The 20,776-nt window shown below is 67.9% G+C and carries 15 protein-coding genes; 5 read left to right on the top strand and 10 right to left on the bottom strand.

Going from position 1 to position 20,776, the window contains the following annotated elements; all coding sequences use genetic code 11:
* Nucleotides 1–83 precede the first annotated feature (83 nt).
* The 4 genes from lpdA to pilH all read left to right on the top strand — a co-directional run bounded on the left by lpdA (nt 84) and on the right by pilH (nt 3,905).
* A complete protein-coding gene (gene lpdA / locus CNR27_RS10145) occupies nt 84–1,520 on the top strand; it encodes a dihydrolipoyl dehydrogenase (RefSeq protein WP_096298468.1) in 1,437 nt (478 codons plus the stop codon).
* 118 nt (nt 1,521–1,638) lie between these two features.
* Nucleotides 1,639–2,232: an LOG family protein gene (locus tag CNR27_RS10140; protein ID WP_096298466.1), complete on the top strand. Its 594-nt coding sequence runs from the start codon at nt 1,639–1,641 to the stop codon at nt 2,230–2,232.
* 231 nt (nt 2,233–2,463) lie between these two features.
* Nucleotides 2,464–3,456, top strand: coding sequence for an acrylyl-CoA reductase family protein (locus CNR27_RS10135; RefSeq protein ID WP_096298464.1), 993 nt, complete (start codon nt 2,464–2,466; stop codon nt 3,454–3,456).
* A 65-nt stretch (nt 3,457–3,521) separates the two neighbouring features.
* Entirely contained in the window at nt 3,522–3,905 is a 384-nt protein-coding gene (gene pilH / locus CNR27_RS10130; RefSeq protein WP_096298462.1) for a twitching motility response regulator PilH, read from the top strand.
* A gap of 35 nt (nt 3,906–3,940) precedes the next feature.
* Here pilH and CNR27_RS10125 read toward each other — a convergent pair whose 3' ends face one another.
* Nucleotides 3,941–4,837, bottom strand: coding sequence for a DnaJ C-terminal domain-containing protein (locus CNR27_RS10125; RefSeq protein WP_096298459.1), 897 nt, complete (start codon nt 4,835–4,837; stop codon nt 3,941–3,943).
* 133 nt (nt 4,838–4,970) lie between these two features.
* Complete coding sequence (locus CNR27_RS10120) at nt 4,971–5,480, bottom strand: Hsp20/alpha crystallin family protein (protein WP_096298457.1); 510 nt, start codon at nt 5,478–5,480, stop codon at nt 4,971–4,973.
* A gap of 140 nt (nt 5,481–5,620) precedes the next feature.
* Here CNR27_RS10120 and CNR27_RS10115 point away from each other — a divergent pair, with 140 nt between their 5' ends.
* Nucleotides 5,621–6,100, top strand: a complete 480-nt coding sequence (locus CNR27_RS10115) for a peroxiredoxin (protein WP_096298455.1) — start codon at nt 5,621–5,623, stop codon at nt 6,098–6,100.
* Nucleotides 6,101–6,273: 173 nt separating this feature from the next.
* Here the strand turns inward: CNR27_RS10115 and gyrA are convergent, their stop codons facing one another.
* The 8 genes from gyrA to CNR27_RS10075 all read right to left on the bottom strand — a co-directional run bounded on the left by gyrA (nt 6,274) and on the right by CNR27_RS10075 (nt 20,511).
* A complete protein-coding gene (gene gyrA / locus CNR27_RS10110; protein WP_096298453.1) occupies nt 6,274–8,994 on the bottom strand; it encodes a DNA gyrase subunit A in 2,721 nt (906 codons plus the stop codon).
* A gap of 466 nt (nt 8,995–9,460) precedes the next feature.
* Entirely contained in the window at nt 9,461–10,522 is a 1,062-nt protein-coding gene (mtnA, locus tag CNR27_RS10105; protein WP_096298451.1) for an S-methyl-5-thioribose-1-phosphate isomerase, read from the bottom strand.
* Between the two features lie 128 nt (nt 10,523–10,650).
* Entirely contained in the window at nt 10,651–11,628 is a 978-nt protein-coding gene (gene epmA, locus CNR27_RS10100; protein ID WP_096298449.1) for an EF-P lysine aminoacylase EpmA, read from the bottom strand.
* Nucleotides 11,625–14,129 (bottom strand): NAD-dependent DNA ligase LigA, encoded by a 2,505-nt coding sequence (gene ligA / locus CNR27_RS10095; protein ID WP_096298447.1) that lies wholly within the window; start codon nt 14,127–14,129, stop codon nt 11,625–11,627. The genes epmA and ligA overlap by 4 nt, the downstream gene beginning before the upstream one ends.
* A 141-nt stretch (nt 14,130–14,270) precedes the next feature.
* Nucleotides 14,271–14,771, bottom strand: a complete 501-nt coding sequence (gene fosX / locus CNR27_RS10090; RefSeq protein ID WP_096298445.1) for a FosX/FosE/FosI family fosfomycin resistance hydrolase — start codon at nt 14,769–14,771, stop codon at nt 14,271–14,273.
* 11 nt (nt 14,772–14,782) lie between these two features.
* On the bottom strand, nt 14,783–15,535 hold the full coding sequence (zipA, locus tag CNR27_RS10085) for a cell division protein ZipA (protein WP_096298443.1): 753 nt from the start codon (nt 15,533–15,535) through the stop codon (nt 14,783–14,785).
* Between the two features lie 16 nt (nt 15,536–15,551).
* Complete coding sequence (gene smc / locus CNR27_RS10080) at nt 15,552–19,064, bottom strand: chromosome segregation protein SMC (protein ID WP_096298441.1); 3,513 nt, start codon at nt 19,062–19,064, stop codon at nt 15,552–15,554.
* A 352-nt stretch (nt 19,065–19,416) separates the two neighbouring features.
* Complete coding sequence (locus CNR27_RS10075) at nt 19,417–20,511, bottom strand: ABC transporter ATP-binding protein (RefSeq protein WP_096298439.1); 1,095 nt, start codon at nt 20,509–20,511, stop codon at nt 19,417–19,419.
* Nucleotides 20,512–20,776: the final 265 nt, after the last annotated feature.

Raw genomic sequence — 20,776 nt, 5'->3', positions numbered from 1 at the left:
CTTGTGGCGCCAGGCGCCGCGTTTCCCAAATTCGCCGAACAGGCACCCTGCCCGCGGGCAGGCATCGAAAGAAGGATTTCCCCATGGCAGAACAATTCGACGTCGTCGTCATCGGTGCCGGCCCGGCCGGCTATCACGCCGCGATCCGCGCCGCGCAGCTGGGCATGAAGGTCGCCTGCATCGACGCTGCGCTGGGCAAGGACGGCAAGCCCGCGCTCGGCGGCACCTGCCTCCGCGTCGGCTGCATCCCCTCCAAGGCGCTGCTCGACTCCTCGCGCCAGTTCTGGAACATGGGCCACATCTTTGGCGACCACGGCATCAGCTTCAAGGACGCGAAGATCGACGTCGAGGCGATGATCGGCCGCAAGGACAAGATCGTGAAGCAGTTCACCGGCGGCATCGCGATGCTGTTCAAGGCGAACAAGGTCACGGCCTACTACGGCTTCGCCACCCTGCACGCCGACCGCCTGGTGAAGGTCAAGCAGCACGACGGCAGCGAGGTCGAGCTGACCGGCACCAACGTCATCATCGCCGCCGGTTCGGATTCGATTGAACTGCCGTTCGCCAAGTTCGACGGCGAGACAATCGTCGACAACGTCGGCGCGCTCGACTTCACCGAGGTTCCCAAGCGCCTGGCGGTGATCGGCGCCGGTGTGATCGGCCTGGAACTGGGCAGCGTCTGGAAGCGTCTCGGCGCCGAGGTCGTGATCCTCGAAGCCCTGCCCGACTTCCTTGCCGCGGCCGATGCCGAGGCGAGCAAGACCGCGCTGAAGGAATTCAAGAAGCAGGGCCTCGACATCCGCCTGGGCGCCAAGGTCTCCAAGGCCGAAGTCACCGGCAAGGGCAAGAAGAAGGAAGTGGTGCTGAGCTTCGCCGACAAGGACGGCGAACAGACGATCACCGTCGACAAGCTGCTGGTCGCCGTGGGCCGCAAGGCCGCGAGCAAGGGGCTGCTTGCCGAGGGTTCCGGCGTGAAGCTGACAGACCGCGGCCAGATCGAAGTGGACGCGCACTGCCACACCGGCGTCGACGGCGTCTGGGCGATCGGCGACTGCGTGCGCGGCCCGATGCTGGCGCACAAGGGCTTCGAGGAAGGCGTGGCGGTTGCCGAACTGATCGCCGGCCTGCCCGGCCACGTCAACTTCGACACCATTCCGTGGGTGATCTACACCGAGCCCGAGATCGCCTGGGTCGGCAAGACCGAACAGCAGCTCAAGGACGAAGGCATCCCGTACAAGGCCGGCAGCTTCCCGTTCGCCGCCAACGGCCGCGCGGTTGCGATGAGCGAGCCGGCGGGCTTCGTCAAGGTCCTCGCCCACGCCGAGACCGATCGCGTGCTGGGCATGCACCTGGTCGGCGCGAACGTGTCCGAGCTGGTGCACGAAGGCGTGCTGACGATGGAGTTCAGCGGTTCGGCCGACGATCTCGCCCGCATCTGCCACGCGCATCCGTCGCTGTCGGAAGTGATCCACGACGCCGCGATGGCGGTCGAGAAGCGCGCGATCCACAAGGCCAACTGACCGGCCGCGCCGCGAAGGCTCCGCTCCGGCGGAGCCTTCGTCGTTTGCGGCATTCGCGCACCGTCCGCGACGCGCTTGCATCCATTCGATTCTCCCCCTGTTGCCGGAGTTGCCTGCCATGCAATCGATCTGCGTCTACTGTGGTTCCAATGCGGGCAGCAAGCCCGTCTACGCCGAACGCGCGACAGCGCTGGGCGATCGCCTCGCCCGCGACGGTCTGCGCCTGGTCTATGGCGGCGGCAACGTCGGCCTGATGGGCACCGTGGCCAACGCCGTGCTCGAAGCCGGCGGCGCAGTCACCGGCGTGATTCCCAAACAGCTTGCCGATTGGGAAGTGGCGCATCGCGGCCTGACCGAACTGGAAATCGTCGATTCGATGCACGCGCGCAAGATGCGCATGTTCGAACTGTCGGATGCCTTCGTCGCCCTGCCCGGCGGCTTCGGCACCATGGAGGAGATCTTCGAGATGCTCACCTGGCGCCAGCTCGGCATCGGCAGCAAGCCCTGCGCGATTCTCGACATCGACGGCTTCTATGCGCCGCTGATCGGGATGATCGACCGCATGGTCGAAGAGCGCTTCCTGCATCCGGACCAGCGCGCCGACCTCTGGTACGGCAGCGATATCGACGAAATGCTCGCGTGGATGCGCGCCTACAAGCCCGCGCAGGCGAGCAAGTGGATCGACGAGAAGCGGCGCAGCGTGATGAAATGAGGTAACGGTTGCCGCGCATCGCGATGCATTCGCACGCGATGTACCGGGCAATCGGGCGACCGCATCGTGGCTGGATCCCCGCCTCCGCCGGATGGCGCGCACCAAGCCAGTCGAAGAATCCGCAGCTCGCGCGTTCCGGCGTAATGGAATCGCGGCCCCGTGCGGCCCGGGAATGCGGATCCGTCCTGGCGCGACCTGTATCCTGAAACCCTCTGTCAGACGAGCTCGCGCATGCCTATCCCCGCCCGCTTCGACGCTTTCCGCATCCACAACGACGACGCCGGTTATCGCAGCGGCATCGAGCAGATCGCGATCGGCGACCTGGCCGATGGTGAGCTCGACATCGCGGTCGTGCATTCGTCGGTGAACTTCAAGGACGCGCTGGCGGGCACTGGGAAGGGCAAGATCCTGCGGCGCTTTCCGCTGGTCGGCGGGATCGACGTCGCAGGTCACGTGGTGGCCTCGCGTGATCCGGCGTTCAAGGAGGGCGACGCGATCCTCGTCACCGGTTGCGGACTGTCGGAAACGCGCGATGGCGGCTATGCGCGCTACGCACGCGTCGAATCGAAGTGGGCGGTCCCCCTGCCCGCCGGCCTGACGCTGCGCGAAAGCATGATCCTGGGAACGGCGGGATTCACCGCAGCGCTCGCGTTGCTGCGCATGCGGGAGAACAGGCAGACGCCGGAACTCGGCCCGCTGGCGGTGACCGGCGCCACCGGCGGCGTGGGCTCGCTGGCCGTCGACATCTTCAGCAGCGCCGGCTTCGAGGTCCATGCGATCAGCGGCAAGCCCGAGCACGCCGCGTATCTGCGCGAGATCGGCGCGTCCGAGGTGCTGGGGCGCGACGCCCTGGCGACGACGCGTCCGATGGAGTCGGCGCGCTTCGGTGGTGGTCTCGATAACGTGGGCGGCGACATGCTCGTCAGCCTACTGGCGCAGACCACGCCCTACGGCAATGTCGCCAGCGCCGGACTCGCGGCCAGCGCCGATCTCCCAGCGACCGTGATGCCTTTCATCATCCGGGGCGTCTCGCTGCTCGGCATCGCCTCGGCCGGAACCCCACGCGATATCCGCGATCGGGTCTGGCAGCACCTCGCCAGCGACTGGAAACCCCGGCACCTGGAGACGATCCGCACCCGAGAGGTGACACTCGACGGATTGCCGCAGGTGTTCGCGACCATGCTTGCGGGCGGCTCGCTCGGGCGGACACTCGTCACGCTTTGACGCGAAACGCCCACCCGCGAGCTGAATGCGCAGCTAGAATCACGCCTCACACGTGGGGGAAATCGATGGCACGCATTCTGATCGTGGACGACTCGCCGTCCCAGCTGATGGGCATCCGGCGGATCGTCGAGAAGCTCGGCCATGTCGCGTTGACCGCCGAGGACGGTCAGGCTGGCGTGGAAGCTGCGAAACGCGAACTCCCGGATCTGATCCTGATGGACGTGGTGATGCCGAACCTCAACGGCTTCCAGGCCACCCGCTCGATCACCCGCGAGCCGACAACGGCGCATATCCCGGTGATCCTGGTGACGACGAAGGACCAGGACACCGATCGCGTGTGGGGGATGCGCCAAGGTGCCAAGGCCTATCTGACCAAGCCTTTCAGTGAAGTGGAACTGTCGGAAGCCATCCTCGAAACCATCGGCAGCCGCGCGACGCCGCAGGCCTGAACCCGGGCATCGCGCGGCTGCACGCTCGCATTGCTTCAGTCCACCGTGGCGGCGAACGCGTCGCGCAAGGCCTCGTAGGCCGCGATCTGGCGCTCGTCGCGTGCCAGCGGCGCCTGGATCTCCAGCTCGACGATCTGGTCGCCGGCCGGCGCACCACCGGTGCCAGGCAGGCCACGCCCACGCAAACGCAGTTTGCGCCCCGCTTCGGAGCCGGCCGGAATCTTCAGCTCGACGCGCCCGCCGAGCGTCGCCACGCTGACCGTCGCGCCCAGCGCGGCGTCCCACGGCGCGATCGGCAGGGTGTGGATCACGTTGCGACCATCGACTTCGAATTCCGGGTGCGCTGCGTACTCGATCTCCAGCAGCAGGTCGCCACCGTGCTGTCCCTGGCGCGGCAGGCGCACGACCTGTCCCTGGCGGATGCCACGGGGAATCCTGACGTCGAACGTCTTTCCCAGCACCGGCACGCGGACGCTGTCGCCGCGGTAGATGGTCTCCAGGGGCACCGCCAGTCGCGCGCGCGTGTCACCGCGCGGTTGCGCGGGCCCGCGGCCGGTATAGCCAGCACCTGCGCCTGCGCGACGCCCGAACATCTGTTCGAAGAAATCGCTGAAGCCGGCGCCCGCGCCGCCGGCGAATATCTCGTCGAAGTCGAAGCCGTCCTGGCCTGCGCCGAAACCGCCAGGCGGTGGCTGTACGTCATCGCCCGGCCGATAGCCGCGCGCACGCAGGCTGTCGTAGGCCTTGCGCTTCTCGGGATCGCGGAGGGCCTCGTAAGCCTCGTTGACCGACTTGAAGTGGTTTTCCGCATCCGGCTCCTTGCTGACGTCCGGATGGTACTTGCGGGCGAGCCGACGGTATGCGGTCTTGATTTCCGCATCGCCAGCGTTCGGCTCGACGCCGAGAATTTCGTAGTAATCCTTGAATTGCATCTGCGCACATCCGATGCGGGCAGTCGCCCGCCACGAGGGGGAACGCCGCGAACGACGACGGCCCACAGGATACCTGCAGGCCGCCGTCGCGTACCGTGATCGCGCGAAGGCCCGGCCTTCGACGCAATGGGGCTTACTGGCGGGTATCCGCCCCGGCCGTGCCCACCTGGATGCGGCGAGGCGTGGTTTCCGGACGCTTGGGGATGCCGATCTCCAGCACGCCGTTGTGGCCAACCGCGGTGATCCCATCGGGATCGGCGCTGTCGGGCAGCGTGAAGCGGCGATGGAAGCGCCCGACGCTGCGCTCGATGCGCGAGAACCGCACTTCGTTGGAGCCCGGGTCGCGCTCCTGGGTCTCGCCGACGGCGGGCTTGCGCTCGCCCTTGAGGCTCAGCACGCCCTTGTCCATCCAGACTTCGACATCGGCCGGATCGATACCCGGCAGGTCGGCCAGGATCACGAAGCGGTCTCGCTCCTCGCGGATGTCGACCCGGGGCGTCCACTGGCTGGTGACGACCGACGAGCCGTCGGTGGCATCGCCCTGGACGAACTGGTTGAGCAACTGGCGCATCTCGTCCTGCAAGCTCGTCCGCTCCAGGCGGCCAGGATGAAGGACGACAGGTCGCAAGGTGTCTTGACGCATGGCATGTCTCCGTAATGGGGGGCGGCGCAGTGGCCGCGATGCCTGCGATGTAGGAATCGTCGCGACGGTTTCAAGCGTGTCGCACGCAGTCATGCGGCTCCGGATAGACTCTGTTCACCCTCACGAAAACGAGCGCAACCATGTCCATCCAGATCGGTGACAGCATCCCGGAAGTCACCCTCAAGCACATCCACGACGGCGTGCGTGTCGTCGACACCCCCACCCTGTTCGCCGGCAAGAAGGTCGTGCTGTTCGCGGTGCCCGGCGCATTCACCCCGACCTGTTCGGAGCGCCACCTGCCCGGCTTCGTCGAGCATTTCGATGCCTTCCGCCAACGCGGCATCGAGGTGATCTGCGTGGCGGTCAATGACCCCTTCGTGATGCAGGCCTGGGGCGAAAGCGCCGGTGTGCCGGAGGGCCTGCACATGATTTCCGACGGTAATGGCGAGCTGATCCGGGCCATGGGTCTGGAGATGGACGCCAGCGCCTACGGAATGGGCCTGCGCGCGCGGCGCTTCGCGCTGTACGCCGATGATGGCGTTGTCCGCCAGCTCTTTGTCGAAGCGCCGGGCGAATACAAGGTCTCGTCGGCGGAGCATGTGCTCGCGCATCTGAACTGATCCTCCTGGCACGACCGCGCGGTGGCCACGCCACGCGCTGGCGTGAAGTTCGCGTTGTGCTCATCGGGCGTGAACCACGCGCCCGCCCGCGGACGCCGCGGTGATGCGATCCCGCTGCGAAACCAAAAAAAGGGCCGGCAATGCCGGCCCTTTCCATGTGCAGACGCGATGCCTCAGTGCGAGGCGGTCGGCGCATCCGTCGCGGGCGAATCAGTCGGCGGCAGCATCTCCACATCGTCCTCGGTCTCGGTCTCGACGATCGATCCATCGACGCGCTCGATGCCCTGCAGGCGCTCGTCCTTGGACACGCGCATCAGGGTCACGCCCTGGGTGTTGCGGCCGACGCGCGCGATCTCCGAGGCACGCGTGCGCACCAGGGTGCCACCGTTGGAGATCAGCAGTACCTCGTCGTGGTTGCGCAGCAGCACTGCGCCGACCAGCGGACCGTTGCGCTCGGTGGTCTGGATGCCGATGACGCCCTGCGTGCCGCGGCCCTTGCGCGGGTACTCCGACAGCGGCGTGCGCTTGCCGTAGCCGTTCTCGGTGGCGGTGAGGATGTAGGGGATGTCGTCGCCGGCGCCGACCTCGGCAATCGGCGTCTCCGCTGCGTCGACCACGGCCTCGTCGACCACGACCTCTTCGATCGAGTCCTCGCTGTCGTCCTCGATGCCGCCCGCCGGCTCGGCAACGATCAGGCTCACCACCTGCTCGCCCTTCGTCAAACGGATGCCCCGCACGCCACCGGCAGTGCGACCCATCGAACGCACGCTGTCCTCGGAGAAACGCACGGTCTTGCCGTTGGATGCGAACAGCAGCACGTCACGCTCGCCGTCGGTCAGCGCGACGCCGACCAGGGCGTCGCCCTCGTCCAGGCGGATCGCGATCTTGCCGCGCGCCAGGCGATAGGCGAACTCGGTCAGTGGCGTCTTCTTGACCGTGCCGAAACGCGTGGCGAAGAACACGTACTGGCCCTGCACGTACTCGCGCACCGGCACCACGGCCTGTACCCGCTCGCCGGCTTCCAGCGGGATCCAGTTGATGATCGGCCGCCCGCGTGCGTTCGGGCCGGCATCGGGCAACTGGTGCACCGGCAGCCAGAACACGCGGCCGGCACTGGTGAAGGTCAGCAGGGTGTCGTGGGTGTTGACCAGCCACAGCTGCTCGATGAAATCCTCGTCCTTGGTCGACGCCGCGTTGCGGCCCCGGCCGCCGCGCTTCTGCGCGCGGTAGGCACTGACCGGCTGGCGCTTGGCATAGCCCGAGTGCGACAGCGTGACGACGACGTCTTCCGGCGCAATCAGGTCGAGGATGTCGAGATCCTCCTCGCTGGCGCGGATCTCGCTGCGGCGTGCATCGCCGAATTCTTCCTTGACGTTGCGCAGCTCGGTGCGGATGAGCTCGAGCAGCACTTCGGGATCTTCGAGGATCTCGATCAGGCCGCGAATGGTTTCGAGCAGCAGCTTGTACTCGTCGGTCAGGCGGTCCTGCTCCAGCCCGGTCAGGCGGTGCAGACGCATTTCCAGAATCTGCTGGGCCTGGGCCTCGGTCAGCTGGTAGCCGCCATCGATCAGGCCCACGCCGTCGGGCAGATCTTCCGGACGCGAGGCCTCCGAGCCGGTCGCCGCGAGCAGCGCGCCGACCAGGCCCGCTTCCCAGCGCCGGCCGAGCATCCTTTCCTTGGCGACCTGCGGGTTCTCGGACGTCTTGATCAGCTCGATCATCTCGTCGATGTTGGCGAGCGCGACGGTCAGGCCTTCGAGGATGTGCGCACGGTTGCGCGCCTTGCGCAGTTCGAAGATCGTCCGGCGCGTGACCACTTCGCGACGGTGGCGCACGAAGGCTTCGAGGATCTGCTTGAGGTTCAGCAACTGCGGGCGGCCGTCGACCAGCGCCACCATGTTGATGCCGAACACCGACTCCATCTGCGTCTGCGAATAGAGGTTGTTGAGCACCACTTCGGCCGAATCGCCGCGCTTGATCTCGATGTAGATGCGCATGCCGTCCTTGTCGGACTCGTCGCGCAGCTCGCTGATGCCCTCGAGCTTCTTTTCCTTCACCAGCTCGGCGATCTTCTCGATCAGCCGCGCCTTGTTCACCTGGTAGGGAATCTCGGTGACGATGATCGACTCGCGGCCGTTGTCGGCCACTTCCACGTCGGCGCGCGCACGCATGCGCACACGGCCACGGCCGGTGCGATACGCCAGGTGGATGCCGCCGACGCCGTTGATGATCCCCGCGGTCGGGAAATCCGGCCCCGGGATGTATTCCATCAGACCGTCGATGTCGATGTCCGGGGTGTCGATCAATGCGATCAGCGCATCGATGACCTCGCCCAGGTTATGCGGCGGGATGTTGGTCGCCATGCCCACCGCGATACCGGCCGAACCGTTGACCAGCAGGTTCGGGAACCGGGTCGGCATGACCGTCGGCTCGCTTTCCTTCTCGTCGTAGTTGAGCTGGAAATCGACGGTTTCCTTGTCGATGTCGGCCATCAGCTCGTGGCTGAGGCGGGCCATGCGCGATTCGGTGTAACGCATCGCAGCGGCCGAATCGCCGTCGACCGAACCGAAGTTGCCCTGCCCGTCGACCAGCATGTAGCGCAACGAGAACGGCTGGGCCATGCGCACCAGCGTGTCGTAGACCGACTGGTCGCCGTGCGGGTGGTACTTACCGATGACGTCACCGACGATACGCGCCGACTTGAAATAGGCCTTGTTGCTGTGGGCGCCGAGCTCGTGCATCGCGAACAGCACGCGCCGGTGCACCGGCTTGAGTCCATCCCGGACATCGGGAAGCGCGCGTCCCACGATCACGCTCATCGCGTAATCGAGGTAACTGCGCCGCATCTCGTCTTCGAGATTGACGGGAATGATTTCTTTCGCGGATTCGACCATCGAGGGTGCTTGCATCCTGGCTGCGCGGCCCGGTTTTCAGACGCCGGCGGCATTCACCGGCGCTGCGCGTACCGGCCGCCGGCGACGCGTTGAAAACGACAGGAAATCATAGCACAAAACCCACCGCAGCCCCAAATTTTCCAACGTAAAAACAAGGACTTGGCGGCTGGCTTGTGCGCGGCACGGGCGGCGGCGGCAGTCAGCGGGCACCTGCCCCGCATCGACATCTTTCGGCGACGCCCGCGATCAGTACCGCTGCGCGGGGTTTTCCCGCTGCCGGTGCAGCGGGAGGGCGCGCATGCGAACGAAGCGGCGTGCACAACCTGCATCCGGGATCGCCGGCGGTTCCTGCCGTTGACGTTGCCGCCGATCTCGCGTCGAGCGCCCCGTGCCGCCGCGCTCCCACGAATCGCACGCGACGGGACGAAACAGACGATGCAGTCAGCGCCGGCCAAAGGGCGCCGCTCTAGCCGCCGAACAATGCGCGCATCGCTGCGGTGGTCGGACGTTCCACCACGCCCTGCTCGGTCACGATGGCATCGATCAGTTCCCCGGGAGTCACATCGAAAACCGGGTTCCACGCCTGGATGCCCTCGGCCACGGTGCGGCTGCCGCCGATGCCGAACAGTTCGCCCGGATCGCGTTGCTCGATCTCGATCAGGTCACCGGTCGCGGTATCCATGTCGACGGTCGACGAGGGCGCGACCACCATGAACTTCACGCCGTGGTGGCGCGCGGCGATCGCCAGCTGGTAGGTGCCGATCTTGTTCGCGGTATCGCCATTGGCGCAGATGCGGTCGGCGCCGACGATGATCCACTGCACCAGGCCGCTCTTCATCAGATGCGACGCCGCGGAATCGGCGATCAGGGTCGCGTCGATGCCGTCCTGCTGCAGCTCCCATACCGTCAGCCGCGCGCCCTGCAGCCACGGCCGCGTCTCGCCGGCGAACACCTTGCCGATGCGCCCCTGCGCCATGCCGGCGCGGATCACCCCCAGCGCGGTGCCGAAACCCGCCGTCGCCAGCGATCCGGTATTGCAATGGGTCAGCACGCCGCTGCCGGGTGCGATCAGCTCGGCGCCGAGCGCGCCCATGCGACGATTGGCGGCGAGGTCTTCTTCGGCGATCGCCTGCGCTTCACGCTCGAGCACTTCCCGCCAGTCGGCGCCAGCGGTCGCAAGTGCGCGGCGCATGCGCGCCAGTGCCCAGGCAAGATTGACGGCCGTCGGACGCGCCGCATTGAGTCGTTGCAGTGCGGGCTCAAGCTTCGCCTGCGCCGCAGCGCCGTCCTCGGCTTCCACCTCGCGTGCGCCGAGCACCGCGCCCCACGCGGCAGCAATGCCGATGGCCGGCGCGCCACGCACGGTCAGCGCATGGATTGCCTGGGCCACGTCGTCGCTGGTCCTGCAGCTGACGTGCTCGACCACGAAGGGCAGCTTGCGCTGGTCCAGCAGTTCCAGCGTGTCGCCGGTCCACAGGATCGGGCGGATATGGTCGTAGCGATCGAAATCGAGCAGGGATGTGTTCATGGGGCAATTGTAATTCGGGGATGCCGGATTGCCGTTGCGGCCCGGACTTCGATTGCACTGGCGTTTTCCGCGCTTCGGGCACGATCCACGGACGATGCCGGCATGAAGCGTGCGGAAGTCGCGTCGCGCTACGCCCGCGCGAAATCGAAGGCGATCACGTCCGCGATGCTTCCGGTGCCGAGCATCGCCATCATCAGACGGTCGACACCCAGCGCCACGCCGGCGCAGTCGGGGAAGCCGGCATCGAGTGCGCCGAGCAGGGCCTCGTCGAGCGGCGGCAGCGGCGCGCCGCGCGAGGCGCGGACCGCATGATCGCGCTCGAAGCGGAGGCGCTGTTCGAAGCCATCGGCCAGCTCGTGGTAGCCGTTGGCCAGCTCCAAGGCGCCCAGGTACAACTCGAAGCGTTCGGCCACCTGCACGCCGTCGCGTTCTGTGACGCGTGCGAGCATGCACTGCGAGGCCGGATAGTCGTGCACCACGAGAATGCGGTCGGCTGGATTGGCCGGCTGGATGCGGTGGGTCATCAACAGGTCGAGCCAGTCGTCGCGGGTAAGCCCCTGCGGATCAATCCGGATGTCCCCCAGGGCCGCCTGCAGTTCGGCCTCCGGCGCCGTCATCGGATCAAGGCCGAGCTGGTCGAGATAGAGCGCGCGGAAGCTCGTCTGCACGACATGCGCGCGCCGCTCCACCAGCGCGAGCGCGGTCTGCACCAGCGCGACGGTCTCGTCGGCAAGTGCCCGCTGATCCCAGCCCACGCGATACCACTCGAGCATGGTGAACTCGGGGTTGTGGCGGCCGCCGGCCTCGCCGTCGCGAAATACGCGGCCGAGCTCGTAACAGTCGCCGAAGCCGGCCGCCAGCAGGCGCTTGAGCGGGAACTCCGGCGAGGTACGCAGCCAGCGCGTCCGCGGACCGGCCGAGACATGGCCGCCGAATTCCGTGCGGAAGCTCGCGACGTTGGGATCGGTATTGCCCGCCTGCGACAGCATCGGGGTCTCGACCTCGATCACGCCACGCACGGCGAAGAATGCACGCAGGGCCTCATTGAGGCGTGCGCGCAGCCGGAGGGTCTCGAAGCTCGCCGAAGGCAGCCGTGGATCGCTCATGCCTGCGTCCGGAGGAAAGCGAGCAGCGCGGCCTCGTCCCAGATCTCGATCCCGAGCTCCTGGGCTTTGGTGAGCTTGGACCCCGCGGTCTCCCCGGCGACCACCAGCGAGGTTTTCCTGGAGACGCTGCCCGCGATCTTCGCGCCCAGTGCTTCCAGACGCTCACCTGCCTCGTCGCGGGTCATCGCCGCCAGGGTGCCGGTCAACACGACGGTCTTGCCCGCCAACGGGCCAGCCGCCTTCGACGCCCGCACCGGCGCGGCATCGAGCAGACGCCTCATCGCGGCGTCCTCTGCCCGCAGCGCGGCGAGCCCGTCGGCATTGGCGAGATACGCGGAAAGATTGTCCGCGCCCGCGCTGGAAAGCCCGGCGCCCGTCCAGCCGCTGGCGTTCGCGCGGAGCAATGCGTCGAGGCTGCCGTAGGTGTCGGCGAGGCGCTCGGCACTCTTGCCGCCGAGCTTGTCGACCGGCAGCGAGGCCAGCAGGTGCGCAAGGCCAAGCCGTTCGCGCAGCTCGGCGGCAGGCGCCGCCTCGTCAGTGAACGTGATGCCGGCCGCGAGCAGTGCGTCGACGACCGCGATGTTGCCCGGCTGCTCGAAGAACGTCGCGATCGAACGTGCCACTTCGCCACCGATATCCGGCAGCGCCTGGAGCAGCGCGGCCGGGGTCGAGCGCACGAACTCGAGCGAGCCCAGCCAGTGCGCCAGCGACTTGGCCGTGGTCTCGCCCAGGTGCGGAATGCCCAGGGCGAACAGGAAGCGCGGCAGCGTCGTGGTGCGGCTGGCGTCGATACCGGCCACGAGGTTCTCGGCCCACCGCGTCGCGAGCTTGCCGTCAGTGCCGAGTGCGAGGTGCTGGCGCAGGAAGCCGGCCTCCTTCCACACCGGCGCCTCCTCCGCGAGCACCGCCTCGCCCTCGGCATCGAGCACCAGCGCGCCTCTGCTGTCACGTACCGCCTGCGCGAAGTCGGCAGCCGTCGCGGCATCGAGCGCGGTCTTCATGCGTACCAGGTCCTCGACCGTGAGCACATAGAGATCGGCCGGGGAATGGACGAAGCCGAACTCCACCAGGGCTTCGGCCTGCCTGTCGCCGAGGCCTTCGATGTCCATGGCGCGGCGCGAGGCGAAATGGCGCACGGCTTCCTTGCGCTGCGCCGAACAGGTGAGCCCGCCCGTACAGCGCCAGGCTGCGGCGCCCTCCTCGCGCACGAGCGACGAGCCGCAGACCGGGCATGTCGCCGGCATCGACCACTCGACCGTCCCCGCCGGCCGCCGCTCCTCGATCACGCGCACGATTTCGGGAATCACGTCGCCTGCGCGGCGCACGATCACGGTGTCGCCTTCGCGGGCGTCGAGACGGCGGATCTGGTCCTCGTTGTGCAGGGTCGCATTGGTGACCGTGACCCCGGCGACCTGCACCGGCTCCAGTCGCGCAACGGGCGTGATCGCGCCGGTCCGGCCCACCTGCACCTCGATCGCGCGCAGCACGGTGCACTGTTCCTGCGCCGGGAACTTGTGCGCCAACGCCCAGCGCGGTGCCCGCGAGACGAAACCCATCGTCGCCTGCTGATCGAAGTCGTCGAGCTTGTAGACCACGCCATCGATGTCGTAGGGCAAGCTGTCGCGCACCTTGCCGATACGGCGGAAGTACGCGATCAACCCGTCGAAACCGGTGGCGGTATCCACCTCCGGCGCCACCGGAAAGCCGAACTGGCGCAGCAGTGCCAGCGTCGCCGAATGGGTCTCGGGCAGTTCCAGCCCGCGCACCTCGCCAACCGCGTAGGCGAAGAACGCGAGCGGACGCCGGCGGGTCACCGCCGGATCGAGCTGGCGCAGCGAGCCGGCGGCGCCGTTGCGCGGATTGGCCAGCAACTTCTCGTTGTGTTCGAGCGCCCTCGCATTCCAGGCCTCGAAGGCCTTGCGCGGCATGTAGATCTCACCGCGCACCTCGAGCACCGCGGGCGGCGGGCTGTCGGCGGTGCGCAGCTTCAACGGCACTGCGCGCACCTGACGCAGGTTGACGGTGACGTTCTCGCCGGTGGCGCCGTCGCCGCGCGTCGCACCCTGCACGAAGATTCCGTTCTCGTAGCGCAGGCTGATCGCCAGGCCATCGAGTTTCGGCTCCACCGAAAACACCGGTGCGGAGATGCCGAGTTTCTGTTCGATACGGCGCTCGAAATCGGCGACCTCGGCATAGCGCGTGCGATCGTCCGCGTCCTCGCCTACGCCGGGCGTCTCGAAGGCGTTGGCCAGCGACAGCATCGGGATCGCATGCCGCACTTCCGGGAAGCCGCCATCGGGTCTGGCGCCGACCGTGCGCGTAGGCGAGTCGTCACTGGCCAGCTCGGGATGGGCCGTCTCAAGGGCTTCGAGCTCGCGCAGCAGCGCGTCGTATTCGGCGTCGGGGATCGACGGGTCGTCGAGCACGTAATACCGGTGATTGGCGTCTTCGATGCGCGCGCGCAACTCGGCGGCGCGGTCGGCGGGGGATGGAGTCGGCATGCGGGAATTGTAGGCCTGCCGCGTTCGCAAAGCGGCAGGCATGGAGTGAAACCGCGCGTGTGAGATGCCTCCATGACCGGGCCTTGGACACGCGCAAGCGCCAGGATCAGGGCTGCATGGCGCTCCGCCGAGTCGCTGCGCTCACGGCAAGTCCTCTGTCGACCGGATACGCGCCTCGACCGATCGCGCGTTGCGTCCCAGAGGCCCCTCGCCCGCTCCAAGCCGAGCCGCGGTGACGGCCGCGCGGTAGGCCTGCAATCTGGCTTCGAGCGTCCCTGCGTGCAGTTCGAACAGGTGGTTGTCGAAGTCGTGAAAGTACAGGGACTCGCCCTCGCCTTCGATACGCGGCCTCGACGGCCCGAACTCGACACCCAGCGCTTCGAGTCTGGCGCGATACCCCGGCAGCTCGGCCGCCGCGACAGCGAAGGCGACATGGCGGTAGGAACGCGCGGGCAGCGGCTCACCCTGCATCGTCGCGATCCAGATGCCACCGAGCAGGAAGAACTTCTCGGGCGACAGCGAACGGCTGTCGGCACCACTGGCATAGACCTCCTGCGCGCCGAGCCCTTCGACGAACAGCCGGGTCGTCCGGTCGAGGTCGCGGACGACGAAGGTCAGGTGGCTGATGCCCGAGATCGCCACCCTGCCCGCTCCTACCAGCGCGGGCTGCGGGTCACCGGCGGGGCTTCGTGCTCGCGATCCCAGGTGCGCAGTTCTTCCCGCAGGCCGCCGATACGCTGGCGACCCAGGGCATTGCGCTGCTCGTCGAGCAGCACACCATCGAGCAGTTCTGCCATGCGCTCGGCGGTCGGCAGCATCGCATCCCAGGCATCGAGTGCACGGGTTGGCGCCGGCAGGGTCAGGAAGAACGCGATCGCCGGCGTCTCCAGCGACTGGATCTCCGCCATGTCGAAGCTGCCGGGACTGCGGATGTTGGCAACGCTGAAGATCGGGCCGCGCTCGGGATGGCCGTCGACCAGGCGGTGGAACACGTTCATGTGGCCGTAGGTCAGCCCGGTCTTCTCGGCGGCGACCACGATGTCCGGACCGCGCAGCACGCTGCCGGCGCGCGCCGCGATGTAGAGGGTGATGATCTTGTCGAAGTCGTCGGTATTGCGCTTGCCCAGCTCGCTGTTGGGCGAAACGCTGCCGACTGTTTCGTCGAGCAGGTCCATCTCAGCCTGCACTGCCTCGGTATCGCCCGCGGCGCGCGGCACCCCGGCGCTGCCGAGATCCTGTTCGAGCTGGGCGCCGAGTGTGGGTTCCAGGCGCTGCTCGCGCTCGTCGGCCGGGGCGATGCGCCGGCCCTGGCCGCTACGCGGACGTGTCCCGAAGTACCAGATCGCACCCATCAGCAGCAGGCCCGCGACCAGGATCCCGATCCGCATCATCCAGTCATCGGTCATTGGCAAAATTCTCCAGTCAGGCGGCGCCGGCGAGTCGCGCGGCTTCGGCAAGGTCAACAGACACCAGGCGGCTGACGCCGGGCTCGCGCATGGTAACGCCGCTGAGCTGCGATGCGGCCTCCATCGTCGCCTTGTTGTGGCTGACGAACAGGAACTGCACCTGCTCGCTCATCTCCTTGACCATCGCGGTGAAGCGGCCGACGTTGGCCTCGTCGAGCGGCGCATCCACCTCGTCGAGCAGGCAGAACGGCGCTGGATTGAGCTGGAAGATCGAGAACACCAGCGCGACCGCGGTCATCGCCTTCTCGCCGCCCGACAGCAGCGAGATGTTCGAGACCCGCTTGCCCGGCGGACGCGCCATGATCGCCACGCCCGTGTCGAGCAGGTCCTCGCCGGTGAGCTCCAGATACGCATGGCCGCCGCCGAACAGCCGCGGATACAGCGCCTGCACGCCGGCATTCACCTTGTCGAAAGTGTCCTTGAAGCGGCCGCGGGTCTCGCGGTCGATCTTGCGGATGGCTTCCTCCAGCGTTTCGAGCGCCGAGTTGAGATCTGCGTCCTGCGCATCGAGGTACTCCTTGCGCTGCGCGGCTTCGGCATGCTCGGCGATTGCCGCGAGGTTCACCGGTTCGAGACGACGCAGCCGCGCGTCGAAGTCGGTGACGATCTTCTCCCAGTCCCTGGCATTGGCCGAGTCGTCGAGCCCGTTCAGCACTTCCTCGACGACGAAGCCGGATTCGACGACCTGCGCTGCCAGCTGGTCGGCGGCGATCACCAGCGCCTGCTGGTCAAGCCGGCGCTGGCCGATCGCCTCGCGCTGGGTCAGCGCCTGCGCATCGCGCTGCTGGCGGACCTGCTCGAAGGTGCGCAGTTCGTTGTCGATGCCTTCGAGCAGCGAACGTGCCTCGCCGAGCGCGCGTTCGGTGCGCACGCGCGCCTCCAGTGCGACCTGGCGCTGCTGCTCCAGCGTCTCGACCGGCGAGTCGCCATGCGCGAGCTGTTCGGACAGTTCGCCCAGGCGGCTGTCGATCTGACCGCGCTGTCCACCCATGCGCGCCAGGGCCTGGGTCAGCGAGGTGATCTGGGCGCGTTGCGATTCCAGCGTCAGCGCGAGGGCGTGCGCCGCATCGCGCGATTCCCGCGCCGCCGCGCGGGCCTGGTCACGTGCTTCGACCAGGCTGCGACGCTCGAGCTCCAGCGCGCTGCGCGCGGCCTCGAACTCGGCCATCCGTTCGACCGCGTCCTCGAGCCGGCCGCGCGCATCCCGCGCCTGCTGGGCGGCGGTGTCGAGCGTTTCGTGCAGCTGGGCGAGATCGGCATCGATACGCTCGATCCGGTTGCGCGCCGCTTCCACCCGGCCCTGCTGGCTCTGCACCTGGCCGGCAAGCTCGGACACGCCGCGATGCGCGACGTACAGCGCACGTTGCGCTTCCTCGCGTTGCTGTTCGACGCCGAGCAGCTGCTCGCGGCCCTGCGCGATCCGCGCCTCCAGCGCCTGCTCCTGGTCCTGCAGCGTGGCGATCTGTTCGCGCAGCGACTGGATCTCCCGCTCGCGCAGCAGCGCACCCTGCTTGGCGGCGCCCGAGCGGGACACCCGCACCCAGCCCGCGCCGAGTCGCTCCCCGCCGCGGGTGATCACGGAATCGCCGTCGCCCAGGCGGGCCTGCAAGGCGCGTGCTTCGGCCAGCGTTTCCGATACGTGCAGTCGCGCCAGCAGGCGACGGATCGCCAGCGGGCCCTGCACCTTCGCGGCCAGCGACGTCGGCGCGAAGACATCGTCGCCCATGTCCGACGACACCAGCGCCAACCGGCTCTCGCCGAGTTCGCCGAGCGCATCGACCAGTTCGGCCGGCACTCCGTCGCCATCGACCAGCACGCCTTCGATCAACTGCCCGAGCGCACTCTCGACCGCGAACTCCCAGCCAGACTCGACCCGCAACCGCTCGCCCACGCGCGCGGCGGAATCGAGCCCGCGCTGGCGCAGCCATTCCACCGCGGCGCCCTGCTCCTGGCCGAGCGCTGCGTTCTGCAGGGTCTCCAGCGACGACAGCCGGCCACGGGCCTCCTGCGCCTGCTTGCGCACGCCGGAGATCTCCTCCTGCGCGCGCCGCTGGGCGTCCTGCAGCTCGACCGCGGCCGCCTTGCGGGTTTCCAGATCGTCGCCGAGCGTGTCGAGCGCGGCCTTCTGCTCGTCGTGGCGGATCTGCAGATCGGCGAAGGTTTCGCTGAGCGCGTCCAGATCAATGCCTGCGCGCTCGGCCTGCAGCTGCTCGCGCCGGCGCTCGGCTTCCAGCGCCTGCCTGTCCAGGTAATCGACGCGGGTCCGTTCGACATCGCCCGCGCGGGCGGACTCGCCCTGCTCGCGGTTGTGGGTCTCCCAGCGCGTCTGCCAGTCGGCGAGCGCGGTCTCGGCGTCCCGCAGCATGTCCTGGCGCACCGCATCGTCGTCCTGAAGCTGCGCCAGGCGCGGCTCGGCGTCGGCAATGCTCTCGTGCAGGGTGTCGAGCCGCAGCTGGTCCTGGTCGATATGCGCGCCGATCTCGGCGAGCTGCGCCTGGGCCTCGTCGCGGGCCTTGAGCAGCCGCGCCGACAGTTCGCGCTGGTGCTGGATCTGCTGCTCGACCCGCGCGAGCATGCCGCTGACTTCGTAGCTCTCGGCCTGGGCGCGGTTGAGTCCCTCGCTGGCCTCGTGCCGCCGCTCGCGTCCGGTTTCCAGTTCGCGCTCCGCTTCGCGCTGCTCGGCGATAATCTGCTCGAGCCTGGTTTCTTCCTGCGCCAGACCCTCGCGCAGTGCGCGCAGACGCGAATCGAGCGTGCGCCATTCCAGGGCCTTCCACTCGGCATCGCGGATCCGGCGCTCGGCCTGGATCGCGGTGTACTGCTCGGCCTGCTTGGCCTGCCGCGCGAGATGCTGCAGCTGCTTTCCGACTTCCTCGCGCAGGTCGCTGAGGCGGTCGAGGTTCTCGCGGGTATGCCGGATCCGGGTCTCGGTTTCCTTGCGGCGTTCCTTGTACTTGGAGATGCCGGCCGCCTCCTCCAGATACACACGCAGCTCTTCGGGCTTGGCATCGATGACCTGCGAGATCATGCCCTGCTCGATGATCGAGTAGCTGCGCGGCCCGAGGCCGGTGCCGAGGAACAGGTCGGTAATGTCCCGCCGCCGGCACTTGGTGCCGTTGAGGTAGTAGCCGCTCTGCCCGTCGCGGCTGACCGTGCGCTTGACCGAAATCTCGTTGAACGCCGCGAACTCGCCGGCGATCGTGTGATCGGAGTTGTCGAAGACGAGTTCGACCATCGCCTGCGACACCGGCTTGCGCGCGGTGGAGCCGGCGAAGATCACGTCGGTGAGCGAGTCGCCACGCAGGCGGCTCGCCGAGGATTCGCCCATGACCCAGCGCACGGCATCGATGATGTTCGACTTGCCGCAGCCATTGGGCCCCACCACGCCGGTCATGTTGGTCGGCAGGTGCAGCGTGGTCGGATCGACGAAGGATTTGAAACCGGCGAGCTTGATCGTGGACAGGCGCATGCGGGCTTTGGTGGCCTCTTGGCGCCTGCGAAGGCGCGATGGATGACGGAAGCGTGTCAGGCGCTACGCGAAATCCCCGCTGTAACCAGTTGATTCCAAAAGCCCAGACCGGCCTTCGCGCGCACAAGCAGCCAGTATACCGACGCGCGGGGCTGCCGCGGGCCGCAGGCCACCGCTCGCGCCGGGGTGTCGTGTGGCCGGATCCGGATACAGCGCCCCTGCGGGCAGCCCTGGCCACGGCCAGGGCAGAGACCAGGCGACGCTGACGGCGGAACAGCCAACTGCGCAAGAAGGCCGTCAGGCGCGCAACACGGGGGCGCCGGCCGAGGAACCATATCCCCCGGACCCAGGCTCAGGCGCGCGGCACCAGCCGCTCACCCGTCCCGACATCGAAGGCGTGCACGCGCCCGCTCGGGATCGACAGCGGCAGCGTCTCCCCCGGCACGGGCACACGGTCGGGGGGCAGCCGCGCGATCAGCGCATGCCTGCCCAGCCGCAGGTTGGCGAAGACCTCGCTGCCGACCGGCTCCACCACCTCCACCACCGGCGCAAGCGAGGCGGCGCCGGCAGCGGCCGGCAACAGGTGCTCGGGGCGGATACCGAGATCGACTTCGCGCCCGGCCCAGTCTGGCGGAAACTCCGCCTCGCCCAGCGCCAGCGACACCTCATCGCCAGCCTCCAGCGTCCAACTCCGACCGTCACGCTCGAGGCGCCCGCGCAGCACGTTCATTGCCGGACTGCCGAGGAAGGTGGCGACGAACAGATTGGCGGGGCGCTCGTACAGCGCCATCGGCGTGTCGATCTGCTGGATCCGCCCATCCTTGAGCACGACGATGCGCTGGCCCAGTGTCATCGCCTCGATCTGGTCGTGGGTGACATAGATCATCGTCGTGCCGAGCTTGCGGTGCAGCCGGGCGATCTCGACCCGCATGCCGCTGCGCAGCTTGGCGTCTAGATTGGACAACGGTTCGTCGAGCAGGAACACCTGCGGCTGCCGGACCAGGGCGCGGCCCAGGGCGACGCGCTGGCGTTGTCCGCCGGAGAGCTGACCCGGCTTGCGGTCGAGCACCTGGTCGAGTTCGAGCATCTGCGCCGCTTCGGTCACCCGCGCGGCGATCTCGGACTTGGACTGTCCGCGCAGCTTCAGGCCGAACGCGAGGTTCTCGGCCACGCTCATGTGCGGATACAGCGCGTAACTCTGGAACACCATCGCGATGTCGCGGTCCTTGGGCGCCACGTCGTTGACCACGCGATCGCCGATCGTCAGCGTGCCGTCGCTGATCGCCTCCAGCCCCGCGACCATGCGCAGCAATGTCGACTTGCCGCAGCCCGAGGGCCCCACCAGCACCAGCAGTTCGCCATCGACCACCTCGAAACTCGCGCCGGCCACGCCGACGAAGCCATTGGGATAGACCTTCCGTACCGCGTCGAACCGCACCTGTGCCATGCAAGCTCCCGTCTGCTGCCGTGTCCACCCCGCCCGCGCACGATGCAAGCGTGGAGCGCCATCGCGCTGTTGCGCTATTCTCGCATGTAAGCGGTTCCAGACATGACCGTGGTGGCGCGTCGCCCCCGCAACCGTGACGCACGATGCTGCGGCGGCGTGCTCGACACGCAGGCAGTTCGGCGCCGGACACACCGCCGCGATCCTGCAGTCGAGCATCGCCACCGTTGCGGTTCGAGCGCTTCCGACGACACACTTCGTGATCTCC

The sequence above is a fragment of the Luteimonas chenhongjianii genome (assembly GCF_002327105.1).
Taxonomy (GTDB): domain Bacteria; phylum Pseudomonadota; class Gammaproteobacteria; order Xanthomonadales; family Xanthomonadaceae; genus Luteimonas; species Luteimonas chenhongjianii.
This window is presented reverse-complemented; position numbering and strand designations above follow the sequence as displayed.

Excerpts from the sequence above, each read along its gene's own strand:
- lpdA (WP_096298468.1), top strand. The coding sequence starts at position 84 with ATGGCAGAACAATTCGACGTCGTCGTCATCGGTGCCGGCCCGGCCGGC.
- CNR27_RS10140 (WP_096298466.1), top strand. The coding sequence starts at position 1,639 with ATGCAATCGATCTGCGTCTACTGTGGTTCCAATGCGGGCAGCAAGCCC.
- CNR27_RS10135 (WP_096298464.1), top strand. The coding sequence starts at position 2,464 with ATGCCTATCCCCGCCCGCTTCGACGCTTTCCGCATCCACAACGACGAC.
- pilH (WP_096298462.1), top strand. The coding sequence starts at position 3,522 with ATGGCACGCATTCTGATCGTGGACGACTCGCCGTCCCAGCTGATGGGC.
- CNR27_RS10125 (WP_096298459.1), bottom strand. The coding sequence starts at position 4,837 with ATGCAATTCAAGGATTACTACGAAATTCTCGGCGTCGAGCCGAACGCT.
- CNR27_RS10120 (WP_096298457.1), bottom strand. The coding sequence starts at position 5,480 with ATGCGTCAAGACACCTTGCGACCTGTCGTCCTTCATCCTGGCCGCCTG.
- CNR27_RS10115 (WP_096298455.1), top strand. The coding sequence starts at position 5,621 with ATGTCCATCCAGATCGGTGACAGCATCCCGGAAGTCACCCTCAAGCAC.
- gyrA (WP_096298453.1), bottom strand. The coding sequence starts at position 8,994 with ATGGTCGAATCCGCGAAAGAAATCATTCCCGTCAATCTCGAAGACGAG.
- mtnA (WP_096298451.1), bottom strand. The coding sequence starts at position 10,522 with ATGAACACATCCCTGCTCGATTTCGATCGCTACGACCATATCCGCCCG.
- epmA (WP_096298449.1), bottom strand. The coding sequence starts at position 11,628 with ATGAGCGATCCACGGCTGCCTTCGGCGAGCTTCGAGACCCTCCGGCTG.
- ligA (WP_096298447.1), bottom strand. The coding sequence starts at position 14,129 with ATGCCGACTCCATCCCCCGCCGACCGCGCCGCCGAGTTGCGCGCGCGC.
- zipA (WP_096298443.1), bottom strand. The coding sequence starts at position 15,535 with ATGACCGATGACTGGATGATGCGGATCGGGATCCTGGTCGCGGGCCTG.
- smc (WP_096298441.1), bottom strand. The coding sequence starts at position 19,064 with ATGCGCCTGTCCACGATCAAGCTCGCCGGTTTCAAATCCTTCGTCGAT.
- CNR27_RS10075 (WP_096298439.1), bottom strand. The coding sequence starts at position 20,511 with ATGGCACAGGTGCGGTTCGACGCGGTACGGAAGGTCTATCCCAATGGC.